We start from the raw sequence: 15,235 nt of genomic DNA on the forward strand, positions 1-15,235 counted from the left end.
CGGCAATTCATCACCATTCACCGATGTTTTCCATTGACGCCCAAGGTTCTGTAGGCGGCAGTGCATCCCCTTCTTGCAATAGCTCAATGGATATACCATCAGGTGATCGCACAAATGCCATGTGTCCATCTCTAGGTGGCCGATTAATGTCAACACCGCCTTGCACCAAGGTTTCGCAAGCTGCATAGATGTCGTTTACCCGAAACGCCAAATGCCCGAAATTTCGTCCACCTGTATAGGTTTCAGGGTCCCAGTTATAGGTTAATTCAATTAAGGGAGATTGGGAGGTTTCTGCTTCAGGAAGATCATCTGGTGCAGCGAGATAAATCAATGAAAATCGGCCCTTTTCACTGTCGTACCGATTAACTTCTTTAAGGCCCAATAAGTCGCAATAAAAGTGCATTGATGCTTCCAAGTCACGCACCCGTACCATCGTATGTAAAAATCGCATAATGTCGTCTGCCTGCAAAATTAAAATCCAGATTGTCACTACAACATGGTGATGACGACAGGATAATTCTAGCTCATGAACAAATTTAATAGGGTAGCGACATCGAAAAGGGAATTCGCATGGGTTCGTTCGCAGAAGGCGGATTGCCAATCATTTCATCATAATATGATTGATGAATCAGGTAAGCATCTTGGATCGCGTTGTTCTCAAAGGTTTCACGGATTTGGTTGGCACTCATAAACCTCACAGGAGAATCGGTGTCTCCATACAATAACCCTTCAACACCATTAATGGTGAGTTTAACCAAGTAAACATTACTTTCAAACGACTGCACTTCCAGTAAGTCGATAGAGACTTGTTTCGACACTACGACACTTAGCTTGTACCTCATAAGTCACCTCCGCGCCCAGCTTCATTTCAAACCTATTTACGTAGCGAGTGAAAAAAAGTTCAGCGTAGCCAGACATAGCAGCCACTTACTGGGATGCGATAGGTCCTTCAACTAAGTCAGTGCCATGAATATCTCGATACACGCGGTGTAATAAGCACATACTCACGGAAGTACCGAAAAAGAGTGCAATAGTAAGCCAACTGGGCAACGACAAAACAAGCAAGCCAACGATCAAGCCGATATTTTTAATCAGCTCAAAATAAAACGATACGGGTCGCTTCTCCATCACCAAACCTACAGATACCGCGCTAAAAATAATAAAGGCAGATAGGCCCCAAAGGGACGAGTTTGTTAGCGTGTCTAGATTGAGCATAAACATTAGCGCAATCAACACCGTTACACTGTGTTGAAGTAAACAATAGACTTTGGTCGTCATGCTCAGTTGGACATCAAACTTTTTGAATGTGGCTAAATTCACACGCGCGAGCGGATAAGCCTCACTCACATCAGCAGGACGCCATCCTGTTCTGCCAAACCACACTTTGCATTTATCCGACCAACGCTTTGTACGCCAACTGTCTTTCATCAATTGAGAATAGACTTGCAGATTTGCCCATACAGGATCCCAACTTTTCAGAGCTTTGCGCACGCCATAGATTGGTGGTTCGTGGTCTAACTCTTCCTGAAATGTACCGAAGAGACGATCCCACACAATAAATACACCGCCGTAGTTGCGATCTAAATAAATATCATTTTGTGCATGATGAACTCGATGGTTAGAGGGAGATACAAACACATATTCAAACCAGCCGAGCTTAGGAACATGACGTGTATGCACCCAGAATTGATACACCAAATTCAGTGCCGCTACAGCAAGAAGTGTCTCGGGCGTGAAGCCCACCAGCGCCATAGGTAGATAAAAAATCCATGAGAAAAAACTACCACTGGTTTGACGCAGCGCAGTAGTTAAATTGTATTCTTCGCTGGAATGGTGCACCACATGGGCAGCCCAAAACAGGCTGACTTCATGACCATAGCGGTGGTTCCAGTAATAGAAAAAATCGTAAATAATGAACGCTGCAACCCATGTCCACATTGAATCAGGCAGGGTAAATAGCGCAATGTATTCATATGCGACAGCATAAATAGTAAGCGGCACGAGGGCCTTCAAAATCCCCGTAACCCGACTCAAAACGCCTACAGTCAAACTGTTGATTGCATCATTAACACGGTAATACGCCGTTCCTTTTACCTTTTCTGCGATCAGCTCGATACTGATCAATAAAAAGAAAAAAGGAATCGCCCACAATATGATTGTCATTTACTTATCATCCGAAAATCTACCGCGTCTAGGTTAATCAATCGCTCAACTAAGGTTAAGAATTTGTTAACTGTTGTCTGACCAGTGTAAACTGGACGATAAACTCTGTCTAGCCCCTTTAAAATTCAGCCATCATTCATATTGTTTTAGGTAAGAATAGACAATCGAGATGCTAAAATTAAACAAGCTTGGAGCTATACAGGCCAGGCACAAAAATGGGATTTAGTGAGGGTTTTGAGTTGACTCCCGATAAAATCAGTCGCATTGTTTACTCAACCTTTTCAGCGACTTATTGTCTGATAATTATGTGGTTACAATTCTTAAGGAGATGTTATGTGTAAAGACGCAGCCAAACCAAAGCCAATAATGCCTTTACTTCTCATTGGGCTGGGCGGATTTGCGTTGCTGGTGGCACTTTATTTTTGGATGACATCTGACAACAAAGATATTCCGACAATGGAGAAGCCAACCCCTCGACCGGTTGTGCCAGCGCCTGTGAAAACTGAAGTTGAGCAAGCAAAACCAACACCGCCCCCCGCTCAGGAGCCGATTATTGAGGAGGAAGAGGTGGTAGAGCCAGCACCTGTTGTTGTTGCGCCGCCTGTAGATACCAGTGACGCTGCGGTAAAAACCTCTATTTTGGCAACAGCCGACTATGAAGCCGCTGCCAGCTTACTGGTAGACGAATCTTTATTGCAACGCTTTGTGGTAACCGCTGCCAACCTTGCTGAAGGCGAAGTTGCGCCTAATCACCAGTTATTGCAGCCGCCCAGTCAGAACTTCAGAATTTATCAGCAAGGCGGCAAAGAGTGGATCGACCCAGCAAGTTATAAGCGCTACACACCTTATGTCGATGTGATTGACACCATGAGCGCTGATACGCTGGTGAGTCTGTATGAAACCTATCAGCCAACGTTAAATCAACTGTATGCAGAAATTGGCGACCCAAGTGAGCCGTTTAATGACGTGTTAAAACAAGCCATAGAGCATTTATTGGAAACACCGTCGGTACCAGTGCCAGTAGAGGTGTACACTGATAGCGTGATGTATAAATACAAAGACGAACGCCTTGAGTCTTTGAGTATGCCGCAAAAGCATTTAATTCGTATGGGGCCTGAGAACATGCGTAGGGTAAAAGCCAAGCTGCGTGAAATTCTGGAAATGCTATAACTTAGATATGGATATTCAATCACTGCAAACACAGTTAAAAGACAGCGAGGGAAGCACCCCTCCTGTCGAAATGTGGAACCCAGATTTCTGCGGTGACATTGACATTATCATTAAACATGATGGTACCTGGTTTTACATGGGTACACCTATCGGTCGTAAGCCATTAGTTAAGCTGTTTTCTAGTGTTTTGAAAAAAGAAGGTGAGAAGTATTTTTTGGTGACGCCAGTAGAAAAAGTGGGCATTGAGGTGGAAGATGTTCCTTTTTTGATTACGCAATGGGAACTACAAGACAACCAAATTATTTTCTCTACTCACACCCAAGACACATTTGTTGTCAACGATTCGCATCCGGTTGAACTACATACAGACAAAGTAACAGGCGCGTTACTACCCTATGTATTGGTTAGGCGGAATCTATGGGCGAGACTTCACCAAAATGTATTTTACCAAATGGTAGAAGCCGCCGATGAAACCACCTTTAACGGCAAGCAGGCAGTGACCGTATCAAGTGGCGACTACCAAATTATTTTAGGTTACATCTAGCTAAACGTATTGAGGCAACCATGTATGATTAAATGGCCTCCGCGTCCGCCCATTCGTCGCAATATTTTGATTTCAAGTCATTTTTTCCCTACTGTATCTTCACACTAACACACTCAGGGAATCATTATGCGCATTCCAATACGTGCTATTCGCACCGCCGCGCTCACACTTGCTATGAGCACAAGTTTTACAGCTTACGCCGCCACCTTCATTCATGCTGGGAAGGTCATTCCTGCGAATAATGATGAGGTGCTGACAGAGGTGACGATTATCATTGATGGCAATACAATCACAGCCATTGAAGACGGCTTCAAAAAAGCAGGACAAAGCGATACGGTCATCAATCTTCAAAATCATACTGTGATGCCTGGTCTAATGGACATGCACACGCACCTAAACTTTCAAAATAGTGGCATGCGCGGTTACATGGAGCGGTTTACCCTCAACGAAGCGGATTATGCCTTAAAGGGAGTACAATACGCCAAACGTACGCTAGATGCAGGGTTTACTACCGTCCGTAATTTGGGTGACAGTTACAACACATCAGTCGCACTTAAAAAAGCGATCAATCAAGGCGTAATAGACGGGCCTAGAATTTATACCGCAGCAAAGTCGATTGCCACAACGGGTGGACATGCTGATCCAACCAACGGCATGAGCGCGTCGTTGAGCGGAGATATTGGCCCTAAAGAGGGTGTGATCAATGGCCAAGATGACGCACGAAAAGCCGTTAGGCAACGCTACAAAGACGGAGCCGATCTGATAAAAATCACGGCAACCGGCGGTGTATTAAGCGTAGCGAAGAGCGGTCAAAATCCTCAGTTTATGCAGGATGAATTAAAGGCCATCGTGGATACTGCTAAAGACTACGGCATGACTGTGGCGGTGCATGCTCACGGTAAAGAAGGAATGAAACGTGCAATTCTGGCTGGCGTAGATTCAATAGAGCATGGTACCTACATGAACGATGAAATCATCGCGCTCATGAAGGAACGTGGTACGTATTACGTTCCCACTATTATGGCCGGAAATTGGGTCGCTGAAAAATCAAAAATCGATGGATTCTTCCCTGATATTGTCAGACCGAAGGCGGCAACCATTGGTCCTTTAATTCAACAAACCTTTGCCAAAGCCTACAAAGCAGGCGTAAAGATTGCGATGGGAACAGATTCTGGTGTCTCTGCGCACGGTGATAACGGTTTAGAATTCGTACTGATGGTAGAAGCAGGCATGAAGCCCATTGATGCTATTCGTAGTGCAACGTATCACGGCGCAACATTACTCAACATTTTAGATAAAGTCGGTACTATCGAAGCGGGTAAATTGGCTGACATTGTTGCAGTTAAAGGCGACCCACTTGAAAACATCCGTCTGATGCAGGAAATTCAATTTGTGATGAAAGACGGCAAGGTATACAAACAGAACTGAGTGTGGAAACTACCTTCCCCCAAAATGGCGTTGCCCAATAGCATACGCCATTTTACTCCTCCCCTATACTGACATTTTCATGCCTAAATAACTCACCACTTTCACAATAAAATCATATATTTACATACGTTTTTAACGGAGCACACACGTAGCCCAGCGTAATTTGTTTCAAATTTGTTAATCTTTTTCTTATTTTTCATTTGATAATAATTCTCATTTGCATTAATGTGAAGGTAACAACTCAATGAGGAAGACAAATGAAACACCTGTGCCCGAATCATAGAGCGTGGCTACGATCCCACCTCGATGCAGCCATAAACCTTTTTCATACCAGCATGGATACGGTGCAAATATTAAAAGAGCAGGGTGCAACGCAAGCGTCACTCATACACCTTGGTTATGCACTGGATACAGCGACGGTGATCTTGCTCAACGGACATCACGATTCACGCTTTGCTCTGTATGCTGACGTAACGTTACGGTATGTACAAGACCTGTGTGAACATGGGCAACAAACGCAAGCCAGTGCGATTCTACTGAGAGCAGTGGGTCAGCTAGAAACACTATTACCCATTCACTCAGCCGAACCAGAATCGCTCTCACAGGTGCTCAATGCCATTGCTGCGCTGCACCGTGCTGACAGCATATTTTCGCCATCATCAGTACACTAATCATCATTTTGGAGAACGCATATGCAAAGCCGCCATTTGGAAGAAGACGAATTTATACATGTCAGACTGAAACGCTCTGCGCTTGAACGCTTAGTAAGAGAAGAAGCCCTTTATGTCGAAGAGCTTCGCTGTGAAGAACAGACCAAAAAACTGCTTAGCGCGATGTTACTTTGGTCTGTGTCTCAAAAGTATAATAATCAGCAAGTTTACTAGCCATGTGCTTTTGTAATGAGATACAGGTAAGGTTTGCTATCAGTACGCTGATTTTCTAATGTGTGATCCATAAAGCGGCAAAAGCTCGGAATATCGCGCGTGGTAGAATGATCATCGGCAATAATCGCCAACGATTCACCCACGTTCATTTTTCGAATTTGCAGACGTACCATCATCACAGGTTCAGGGCAACGCAGACCCAACGCATCCAGCGTATGATCTGCATTGGCAAAGGGTTCAGGCAACGTATTATCAGATGCCATAGTCTTCACGGTATTGTCTTATGTTCGCCAAATGCGCCGCCATCTCAGGTTTATCTTCTAAATACTGAATTAAGTCTGCCAAGCTGATAATAGAGATAACTTGCGTATCAAAGTCACGTTCAACTTCTTGAATCGCTGACAACTCGCCTTGTCCTTTTTCTTGACGATCGAGTGCAATTAACACCCCTGCCAAGCTAGCGTTATTTTGCTCAATTAACGTCATCGACTCACGAATCGCTGTACCCGCCGTGATTACGTCGTCCACTAGCATCACTCGTCCCGCAAGTTGACTGCCGACAAGATTCCCGCCCTCACCGTGGGTTTTCGCTTCTTTTCGATTAAAACAATAGGGTGTATCAATATTGTGTTTATCGGCCAGCGCTACTGCCGTTGTGGTTGCAATAGGGATCCCTTTATATGCTGGGCCAAACAAGACATCAAACGGGATCCCCGCATTGACCAACGCTTGCGCATAGCATTGACCCAGCGTTGCTAGGTCTTTACCCGTGTTAAACAAACCCGCATTAAAAAAATACGGGCTTTTTCTGCCTGATTTAAGCGTAAACTCACCAAATTTAAGCACGCCTTTACCCAGCGCAAACTCTATGAATGCCTTCTGAAAATCAAGCATGGCCATCTCCTAGTTAAGTGCTGCCTTTTGGATGTCGAACAGTTCACGAAGACCGTGCTTCGCCAGCTCTAACATTTCATGCATTTCTTCAAATGTGAACGGCTCACCTTCAGCTGTACCCTGAACTTCAATTAGCTTACCGGTGTCTGTCATGACAACATTCATATCGGTTTCCGCTTCTGAATCTTCAATGTACTCCAAATCTGAAATTGCATTACCTTGATAAACTCCCACAGACAATGCAGCAATCATGTGCTTAAGTGGATTAGTTTTAATTAAACCTTTGGTACGCATATGACTAAGCGCATCAACTAACGCAACACATGCACCAGTAATAGACGCCGTGCGTGTACCACCATCGGCTTGAATAACATCACAATCAATAGTAATGGTGTTCTCACCCAGCATTGATAAATCCACAGCGGCTCTCAGTGAGCGTGCAATTAAACGCTGAATTTCTAATGTACGACCGCCTTGTTTTCCGCGCGCCGCTTCACGTGCTGAGCGCGTATGAGTAGAACGTGGAAGCATACTATATTCAGCAGTGATCCAGCCTTTCCCTTGCCCCTTCATAAACCTTGGAACGCCTTCTTCAACAGTGGCATTACAAATAACTTTGGTATTCCCGAATTCAACAAGTACCGAGCCTTCGGCATGGCAAGTGAAATTTCGAGTAATAGTGACGGGGCGAATCTGACTGGCTGTTCTTCCGCTTGGACGCATAGCTTGGGTTCCTCTGTGTTTGAGCGCAGGATTATAGCGTATCTCTCAGAGAACTTGCATCTCTGTATTGTAAAAGACATTGTAAACACAAAAAGTGATTTACCTGTGTATTGGCAGCTTTACTTTCCTCTTTAAAGAAGTTTCAGCTTTTTTCATTCACAACAGGTAATATAATGGAATAGAGACAGTAAAGTAGCGATGTAGCTACGAATTGGATAAAGGAATCGCAATGATTTACAGCATGACTGCTTTTGCCCGCAAAGAACTAAAAGCTGACTGGGGAAGCGCTGTGTGGGAAGTGCGCTCAGTGAACCAACGCTTTTTAGAAACGTACTTCCGTCTACCTGAGCAATTTCGCTCGTTAGAGCCGGTGCTACGTGAACGTTTCAGAAAACGTTTACAACGCGGAAAAGTAGAATGCAGTTTACGTTTTGTGCCTAACGATGGTGCCACCAGCAAGCTTAACCTAAATGAAGATTTAGCCAAGCAACTTCTGCACGCAGCAGATTGGGTACAAAGCCATGGTCAATCAAGTGGCGTCAACCCGGTTGATATTCTTCGCTGGCCAGGCGTTATAGCGGCAGAAGAAGCCGATATGGATGCGATTCAATCTGACGTTTTAGCCTGTTTAGACGAAACGCTGAACGATTTTATCGCTGCAAGAGCAAGCGAAGGCAATAGCCTTAAAGCACTCATCGAACAACGTTTAGATGGCATCAAAATAGAAGTAGACAAAGTACGCGCCCGCATGCCTGACATAGTGACATGGCAGCGAGAAAAGATACTATCACGCTTCGAAGAAGCCAAAATTGAGTTAGAAGAAGGCCGACTAGAGCAAGAAATGATCATGCTTGCGCAAAAAGTTGATGTAGCTGAAGAACTAGACCGCCTCGACGCCCACCTAACCGAAACGCGTAACATCTTAAACAAAGGCGGCGCAGTCGGACGCAGACTCGACTTTATGATGCAAGAATTTAACCGCGAGTCTAACACCTTAGGCTCAAAGTCTATTCACACCGACATCACCCAATCAGCCGTAGAACTCAAAGTGCTGATCGAACAAATGCGCGAGCAGATCCAGAATATTGAGTAAAGTTCATTAGCGCTCAAAAAACTCATAGCACTTTGAAAAACCTCGTTTTATGGCGGGGTTTTGTTTTTTGTGGTTCCGTGGATATTCATTCTGCCCACTTTCCCTAATATGAAACAGCCTTAATTAGAGTTTTATACAGGGAAGTGGACACTAGCTTTTGGCCTAAGGTAAACTCCAGTAGGTTAGGGGTAATTTAATTTGGGGATTTTTCTTGGTTCGAAAACTTACAGCAATAGACTTATTTGCTGGAGCAGGTGGATTTTCGCTTGCAGCTCATGAATTGGGCTTTGATATATTAGCTGCTGTAGAGTTTGACAGTATGGCTGCCGAGACGTATCGGACCAATCTTGTTGAAAGGTTGGGGGCTGAAACGGATGTATTCAATCAAGATATTAATGAAGTAGATATTCGTGGTTTTATGAAGTACCGAAATATTAAGCCAGGCGAATTAGATTTACTTTTAGGTGGACCTCCGTGCCAAGGTTTTTCAACTCACCGAATTAAAGATACTGGAGCAAGCGATCCAAGAAATAAGTTGTTGATGAGATATTTTGATTTCGTTAGTGAGCTTAGACCAAAAGCATTTTTAGTAGAAAATGTCCCAGGGTTATTATGGAAAAGGCATGAAAAACACTTGAACAAATTCATGACTCTGGCAAAAAAGCATAATTACAAAGTTATCGGTAACGCTCCCATCGTACTTAATGCAAAAGACTACGGTGTACCTCAAAATCGTAAGAGAGTTTTCATATTTGCAGTAAGAGAAGATTTGGCCTCACAGGATTATTGTTTCCCGCCTGAGGCAACGCATTTTTCGCCTTCACAAAAGAAAGTACCACACTGGAAAACGTCTTCATCGATTTTTGAACCAATACCCAGAAGTTTATACGAAAAATACTGGCAAGATTATTTTAAAGTCAAAACGAAGCTGACTAAGCGAGAATGTTTTGACCTATTGGGAGGCTTAGAGTTTGGCGGTGTGATCGCCAAAGATGATCCGTGTAATGTTCATATGCAACCAACTGCAAAAATGGTTGGAAGGTTCAATGACACGCCTTTAAACGGTAGTCGTGAAGATGCAGGCAAGAAACATGAATTAAAATGCCACTCCGGAGATTACAAAGGGCATAAAGATGTCTACGGTCGAATCTTAATTCATTTACCGAGTAATACTATGACCACTGGTTGTAACAATCCATCAAAAGGAAGGTTTGTTCACCCTTGGCGTAATCACGGTATTACCCTTAGGCATGCAGCTCGTTTACAGAGCTTTCCTGATGACTATATTTTCCTGGGATCTACTACTGAACAGGCCAGGCAAATAGGAAATGCAGTTCCTTTGAATTTGGGGACTGCACTAATAAACAATATTAAAAATTCTTTGTTGAAAATAAGTTATTTCAGGCAGAACGTGGCTTAATATATGCACATTCTCAATTGAGAATTATTTTGTGTTTTACTTACCAATCTTAATGGATAATAAATGGTAGCTTCCTTATCTTTTCAAACACGCGCTAGGACAATAGATCACCTAGGCCGCGAACAAATAGCAGATTGTCCGACAGCTATTTCTGAGCTCTGGAAAAATGCTTACGACGCATATGCCCGTAGTGTCTCTTTAAATATATATGACGGTGATTTCCAAGTGGCTACTCTTGTCGATGATGGGCATGGAATGACCATCACGGACATTGAACAGAAGTGGCTCATTGTAGGTACTGAATCAAAAGCTGTCTCCAGCGAACTCTCTGAAAGTGATAAGAACGGCATTGAGAAGGTTCGAGTTAAACAAGGACAAAAAGGAATTGGCCGGTTATCATCCGCCGCCCTTGGTTCTCTTTTACTTTTAATGTCAAAGAAAAAAAATGAAAAGTTTGTTGCGTGCTTATTAGATTGGAGACTTTTTGAAAATCCTTATTTGATGCTTCACGATATTCAACTGCCTATTATGGAGTTTGAAACTCGAAGTGAATTGCCAGAGCTCTTGCCTAGCATGTTTGATAAGTTGATGGGAAATCTATGGGGGGATGGTCTCGATTCTGGCAGAGACAAACGTGTTGAAGCCGCTTGGTCTTCTTATCATGAGCAAGAATTAGAAGAAGGGAAAGACCAAACAACTAAAGAGCTGATAGAAGAAACTGTAATTGACGAAGCATTCTCTGAACGACATTTTGAATCTTGGCCTGTATGGAATGGGAAGTCGTCAAACGGCACGGCCATGATTATAGGGAACATTAATGACGATCTGATAGCGCAACTCTCCAGCGATTCTGGCTCTGAGTTAGAAGGTTCAGACAAAAGAGCGAAAGAGAACTTTCAACAGACATTGGCAAGCTTTATTAATCCTTTGACAAGAGAAGGAGAAAATAGGATTGACGACTTTGAGTACAGAGTTATTGCTCATAACGGTAGCATGCAACGAGATGCTATCAGCGATGCCAGGAGCTTTGGAATTGAAGAGTTTGATCAATTGGAGCATACCATTGAAGGTAAAGTTGATGAACAAGGTATTTTTAATGGGCGAGTTAAGGCGTTTGGTGTTTGGTACGAAGATGTAACTGTAAAACCAAAAGTAAGATATAAAACACGAAAAGATACGAGATTTGGTCCATTCGATATCAGATTAGGTACATTCGAAATTTTAAAAAAGAACACTTCGCTTTCTGATGTGCTACACACCAAGTTATTAGAACAAACAGTAGAGTTTGCTGGCTTAATGGTTCACCGAGATCATTTGCGTGTTATGCCGTATGGCCGAGAAAATAATGACTTTTTCGAAATTGAGAAGCGTCGTACTAAAAATGCGGGTCGTTACATTTTTTCTAACCGTAATATTTTTGGCGGTGTTTGTATAAGTAAGTATGGTAATCCTAATCTCAAGGATAAAGCTGGTAGAGAGGGGATAATAGACAACAAGGCATCTAAGTTATTTAAAGAAATCGTTGAAAATATCCTTGTTGATATCGCTGATCGATTTTTAGGTCGTTATTCACAGATCAGAGTAGACTCATTAGCAGAGCTGAACAAAAAGCATGCAGAGGAAAAAGCTTCTGAGGACAGAAAAAAATTATTAAAGAAAGAACAAAATAGAATTAGAGCTGCTATCAATAAAAATACACCACAACTTACAGATATTTTATTAGAAGTTAATGAGCTTGTAGAGCAGCTTGAGTCTAGACTTAGTCTAAACAGTCAAGATGAAATAATTCAAATCAGACATGTTGTAACGGATTTACAGGGTAGACTTAAAGAGCTGTCATTATCCCCTATTCCCAAGTCTTTAGGTAGCGTTGAGAATGCTTACCGTGAATACCGAGATTCAGAATTAAATGCGTATGTGTTAATTAAAAATATAAATACCTCACTGAACGAGTCTCTCGAAAAGCTTACTGTTAAACAAGATATTGATATTGCAGAGAAGGACTTCAGGAGTAAAGCGGCTGTTTTACACTCTAAAATAAATAAATATGCAACCGAAGGTAGAAGTTTGTTAAAGACTGAGTTATCTAGATTTGATGAAGAGCTCTCTCTTGCCAATAAAAGATTTCATAAAGAGCTTTCTAATTACCTTGATGATCTTGCCGCTGGTAGAACGGATTTAGCAACAGTAACGAATAGAATTGAAGACGAGTATCAAAAACAAGACGTAAAAATAAATCAGCAGTTTAAACCTTATTTGACGGCCATTGAGAGTATTAGAAATCAAATTGATCTCGAAGGACTAGCGCTGCATTCTTTAAATGAAAATTCATCGTTAAAGAAAGAAGTAGAACGGATGAATAGTTTGGCTCAATTGGGTATATCAGTAGAGATTATTGGCCACGAGATTGAAGGCATTGATATGACTATCGCAAATGGCCTTAGTTACCTTAAAGAGTCTGCATTAGATGCTAAACAGTTAGAGGTTCTTAACTCGGTATTGATTGCACATCAATCGTTAAGTGATTCTTGGCGCTTTCTATCGACCTTAAAGTTGTCGGGAGAGAAAATAAAATCAGATATATCAGGACATGATATTTTCCAGTATGTGAAGAATTTTTTTGGAAAAAGGCTAGAAAATAATGATATTGAATTTAATTGCACAGATGATTTTTTAAATCTAAGTATCTTTGAACAACCGTCCAGAATATACCCTGTTTTTATTAATTTAATTAATAACGCTAGATACTGGGTTAAACATACTGAATGTGAAAAGCGACTAATCAATATTGATTTTAAAAATGGGAAAGTGATTGTCAGTGATAATGGGCCGGGTGTTGACATTGATGATGTTGATAGTCTTTTCACTCTTTTCTTTACAAGAAAACAACGCGGTGGTCGCGGCGTCGGCCTTTATCTTTGTCGCATGAATCTTCAAGCTGGTGGTCATGATATTTATTATGAAAAAGATCCAGCAAACAAAGTATTAGAGGGAGCAAACTTTATAGTGTCATTTCAAGGAGTAGAGCGCAGTGAGTAATACGGAATTCAACTATACACCTTATCTCGAAGAAGCCTTTATTGAACCTATTAGAACAGTAACTGTTATCGATGATGAATACCCAACGTTGGATACCTTATTAGACAATAAGTTATCCGAATATGACAAAGTTGATACTGATAGGCTGAAAAGTGTAATAACTACTTGCAAAAGTGATAAATTTAACTGGATGCTCGATGTTTATGATGGCAAGGAAGATGTGGCTGAAAATAGCCAAATTGCAAATAGACTTCACCATAGCGACTTATTAATTTTGGATTATCATCTAGATGGTGAGGACGAAGGAATATGTGAGCGCTCATTAGCTTTGTTGAAACATTTAGCGGAGAATAAACATTTTAATTTAGTCGCTATTCACACAAAAGGATATTCCGGCACTGGTGGAACAGTCAACGATGTGTTTAGAGATGTTGTACTATCGATGCAAAAAAAGCCCGATATTGCCGCTTTAAATGAAACTCTTCTTACGAAAATCAAAGATGGGCTTCAAGATTGGGAAATCGAAACTGGAGAAGATGTTTGTCAAAAAATATTGGACTCAATAACTGATTTACAATTATTAGAGCTTTGTAAAAATGTTGGGAAAGAGCTTATTAAAGGGAAAGTTCAATCAAAATATCTTGATCAGTTTTATCAAATTTATAAGGGTAAACCAGCCGAAGTTAATTTACCAGTTCAGTTATTAATTAAATGGCTTTGTTGTGAAAAGTTTGACTCATGCGCTAGCCAATTCGGAGATAAGGACTACAACCATTTTGATTGGGGTATGAACGGAGATAATAACTGGTTAAAAACTGATGACTTATTTCTTACAGTTTTAGGGAAAAAAGAAACCCCTGTTTCAGATATTCCTGAAAAAATTCTACAAGCATTAAGCACTTGGATGCCACACCCTCATAAATTAATTTTAGCTAAACTCAGGTATGAAATTGAGAGAAATGGTATTTCAGCCGCTCAGAATATACTCCATAAAGAGTACTTACAAGCAGCTTGGCTTAACGATCTTCTTAACTCGAAAAGTTCTTACTCAATAGAGTCGAAAACTTGGGGGATAATCTACAAGTTGTGGGAAGAGCTTGCTGTGGAGATAAAAGATGATGTAAGCAATTTTGCAAACCGACTAGCAATGGACCTCAGAAAACAAAATGCTAAGGAGAGTGTTCTTCCTATGTTTGTTGCACCTGAGGTTATTGCAGATGGAGCAGGCCAGATAGTTCACGCAAATTGCTTCAGTTGTACAAAAAGTATAGATACATATCACGTATCTACAGGCCATATAATTGAAATGGAAAACAACTACTGGTTGTGTCTAACACCTATATGTGACCTGGTACCTGGGCAAAAAGGTGCTGATTACAAAGAGGGAGAAGAGCCTAATGAAACTGACGGCTATATGCCTTTAACATTGGTTCAGTTATATGATGCAAAGAGTGCTTGGAAGCAGACGAGAAAGTCCATGATCAATGCTTTAGGGGTTAAGGAAGATAGTTTACCCAAATTATCTGACACAGATGAGTTAGGACAAATATTAACTTATGCTACACGAAATAACTTAGTATTCGTTAAGTTGGATTCCGGGAGTGATGAAATATCTTATCTAAGTTTTACCGTTGGAATTGATGGAAAAGCAAATCCTAAATCCGTTGAATATTTGGCTGGCAATAACGGTATTTTTGATAAAGAAAATAAGACATTGGAGCTGTACCATACATATGTAAATGGCAATGACGAGCCTATAATCGAAAAATCAGAAGCAAAGGTCATAGCAGAGCTTCGTTACGAATACGCATTAAATTTACTAGGACGTTTAGGTTTTGCAAAAGCACGTGTTGGATTAGACTTTTTGGGGCTTTAAT

General features: G+C 41.6%; 15 protein-coding genes. 9 read left to right on the plus strand and 6 right to left on the minus strand.

Annotated features, from left to right (window positions below; genetic code table 11):
- Nucleotides 1-10: 10 nt before the first annotated feature.
- The 3 genes from OE749_RS14360 to OE749_RS14370 all read right to left on the minus strand — a co-directional run bounded on the left by OE749_RS14360 (nt 11) and on the right by OE749_RS14370 (nt 2,163).
- Nucleotides 11-451 carry a VOC family protein gene (locus tag OE749_RS14360; protein WP_263713158.1) on the minus strand — a complete coding sequence of 147 codons (441 nt, stop codon included), beginning with the start codon at nt 449-451 and terminating at the stop codon, nt 11-13.
- Between the two features lie 85 nt (nt 452-536).
- Nucleotides 537-842, minus strand: a complete 306-nt coding sequence (locus tag OE749_RS14365) for a DUF6482 family protein (protein WP_263713159.1) — start codon at nt 840-842, stop codon at nt 537-539.
- 85 nt (nt 843-927) lie between these two features.
- Nucleotides 928-2,163, minus strand: coding sequence for a sterol desaturase family protein (locus OE749_RS14370; RefSeq protein WP_263713160.1), 1,236 nt, complete (start codon nt 2,161-2,163; stop codon nt 928-930).
- 333 nt (nt 2,164-2,496) lie between these two features.
- Here OE749_RS14370 and OE749_RS14375 point away from each other — a divergent pair, with 333 nt between their 5' ends.
- The 5 genes from OE749_RS14375 to OE749_RS14395 all read left to right on the plus strand — a co-directional run bounded on the left by OE749_RS14375 (nt 2,497) and on the right by OE749_RS14395 (nt 6,189).
- The gene (locus OE749_RS14375; protein ID WP_263713161.1) at nt 2,497-3,333 is read left to right on the plus strand and encodes a DUF3014 domain-containing protein; all 837 of its coding nucleotides are present in this window, start codon (nt 2,497-2,499) and stop codon (nt 3,331-3,333) included.
- Between the two features lie 7 nt (nt 3,334-3,340).
- Complete coding sequence (locus OE749_RS14380; protein ID WP_263713208.1) at nt 3,341-3,877, plus strand: DUF1285 domain-containing protein; 537 nt, start codon at nt 3,341-3,343, stop codon at nt 3,875-3,877.
- A 174-nt stretch (nt 3,878-4,051) separates the two neighbouring features.
- Nucleotides 4,052-5,305, plus strand: coding sequence for a metal-dependent hydrolase family protein (locus tag OE749_RS14385; protein ID WP_263713209.1), 1,254 nt, complete (start codon nt 4,052-4,054; stop codon nt 5,303-5,305).
- A gap of 257 nt (nt 5,306-5,562) precedes the next feature.
- The gene (locus OE749_RS14390) at nt 5,563-5,976 is read left to right on the plus strand and encodes a hypothetical protein (RefSeq protein WP_263713162.1); all 414 of its coding nucleotides are present in this window, start codon (nt 5,563-5,565) and stop codon (nt 5,974-5,976) included.
- Nucleotides 5,977-5,997: 21 nt separating this feature from the next.
- Nucleotides 5,998-6,189, plus strand: coding sequence for a hypothetical protein (locus OE749_RS14395; RefSeq protein ID WP_263713163.1), 192 nt, complete (start codon nt 5,998-6,000; stop codon nt 6,187-6,189).
- Here OE749_RS14395 and tusA read toward each other — a convergent pair.
- Genes tusA through rph form a run of 3 tightly spaced genes read right to left on the minus strand, consistent with a single transcriptional unit; the run spans nt 6,186 to nt 7,806 of the window.
- On the minus strand, nt 6,186-6,452 hold the full coding sequence (tusA, locus tag OE749_RS14400) for a sulfurtransferase TusA (protein WP_263713164.1): 267 nt from the start codon (nt 6,450-6,452) through the stop codon (nt 6,186-6,188). The two genes, OE749_RS14395 and tusA, sit on opposite strands and share 4 nt — an antisense overlap.
- Nucleotides 6,442-7,083, minus strand: coding sequence for an orotate phosphoribosyltransferase (pyrE, locus tag OE749_RS14405; RefSeq protein WP_263713165.1), 642 nt, complete (start codon nt 7,081-7,083; stop codon nt 6,442-6,444). The genes tusA and pyrE overlap by 11 nt, the downstream gene beginning before the upstream one ends.
- Before the next feature lie 9 nt (nt 7,084-7,092).
- A complete protein-coding gene (gene rph / locus OE749_RS14410; RefSeq protein ID WP_263713166.1) occupies nt 7,093-7,806 on the minus strand; it encodes a ribonuclease PH in 714 nt (237 codons plus the stop codon).
- 229 nt (nt 7,807-8,035) lie between these two features.
- Between rph and OE749_RS14415 the strand changes: the two genes are divergently transcribed.
- The 4 genes from OE749_RS14415 to OE749_RS14430 all read left to right on the plus strand — a co-directional run bounded on the left by OE749_RS14415 (nt 8,036) and on the right by OE749_RS14430 (nt 15,234).
- Nucleotides 8,036-8,899: a YicC/YloC family endoribonuclease gene (locus OE749_RS14415; protein WP_263713167.1), complete on the plus strand. Its 864-nt coding sequence runs from the start codon at nt 8,036-8,038 to the stop codon at nt 8,897-8,899.
- Nucleotides 8,900-9,110: 211 nt separating this feature from the next.
- On the plus strand, nt 9,111-10,319 hold the full coding sequence (locus OE749_RS14420) for a DNA cytosine methyltransferase (protein ID WP_263713168.1): 1,209 nt from the start codon (nt 9,111-9,113) through the stop codon (nt 10,317-10,319).
- A gap of 63 nt (nt 10,320-10,382) precedes the next feature.
- Nucleotides 10,383-13,358 (plus strand): ATP-binding protein, encoded by a 2,976-nt coding sequence (locus tag OE749_RS14425; RefSeq protein WP_263713170.1) that lies wholly within the window; start codon nt 10,383-10,385, stop codon nt 13,356-13,358.
- Nucleotides 13,351-15,234, plus strand: a complete 1,884-nt coding sequence (locus OE749_RS14430) for a response regulator receiver domain (RefSeq protein ID WP_263713171.1) — start codon at nt 13,351-13,353, stop codon at nt 15,232-15,234. The genes OE749_RS14425 and OE749_RS14430 overlap by 8 nt, the downstream gene beginning before the upstream one ends.
- Nucleotide 15,235: the final 1 nt, after the last annotated feature.

It is taken from the genome of Fluctibacter corallii (genome assembly GCF_025751585.1).
Lineage (GTDB): Bacteria > Pseudomonadota > Gammaproteobacteria > Enterobacterales > Alteromonadaceae > Fluctibacter_A > Fluctibacter_A corallii.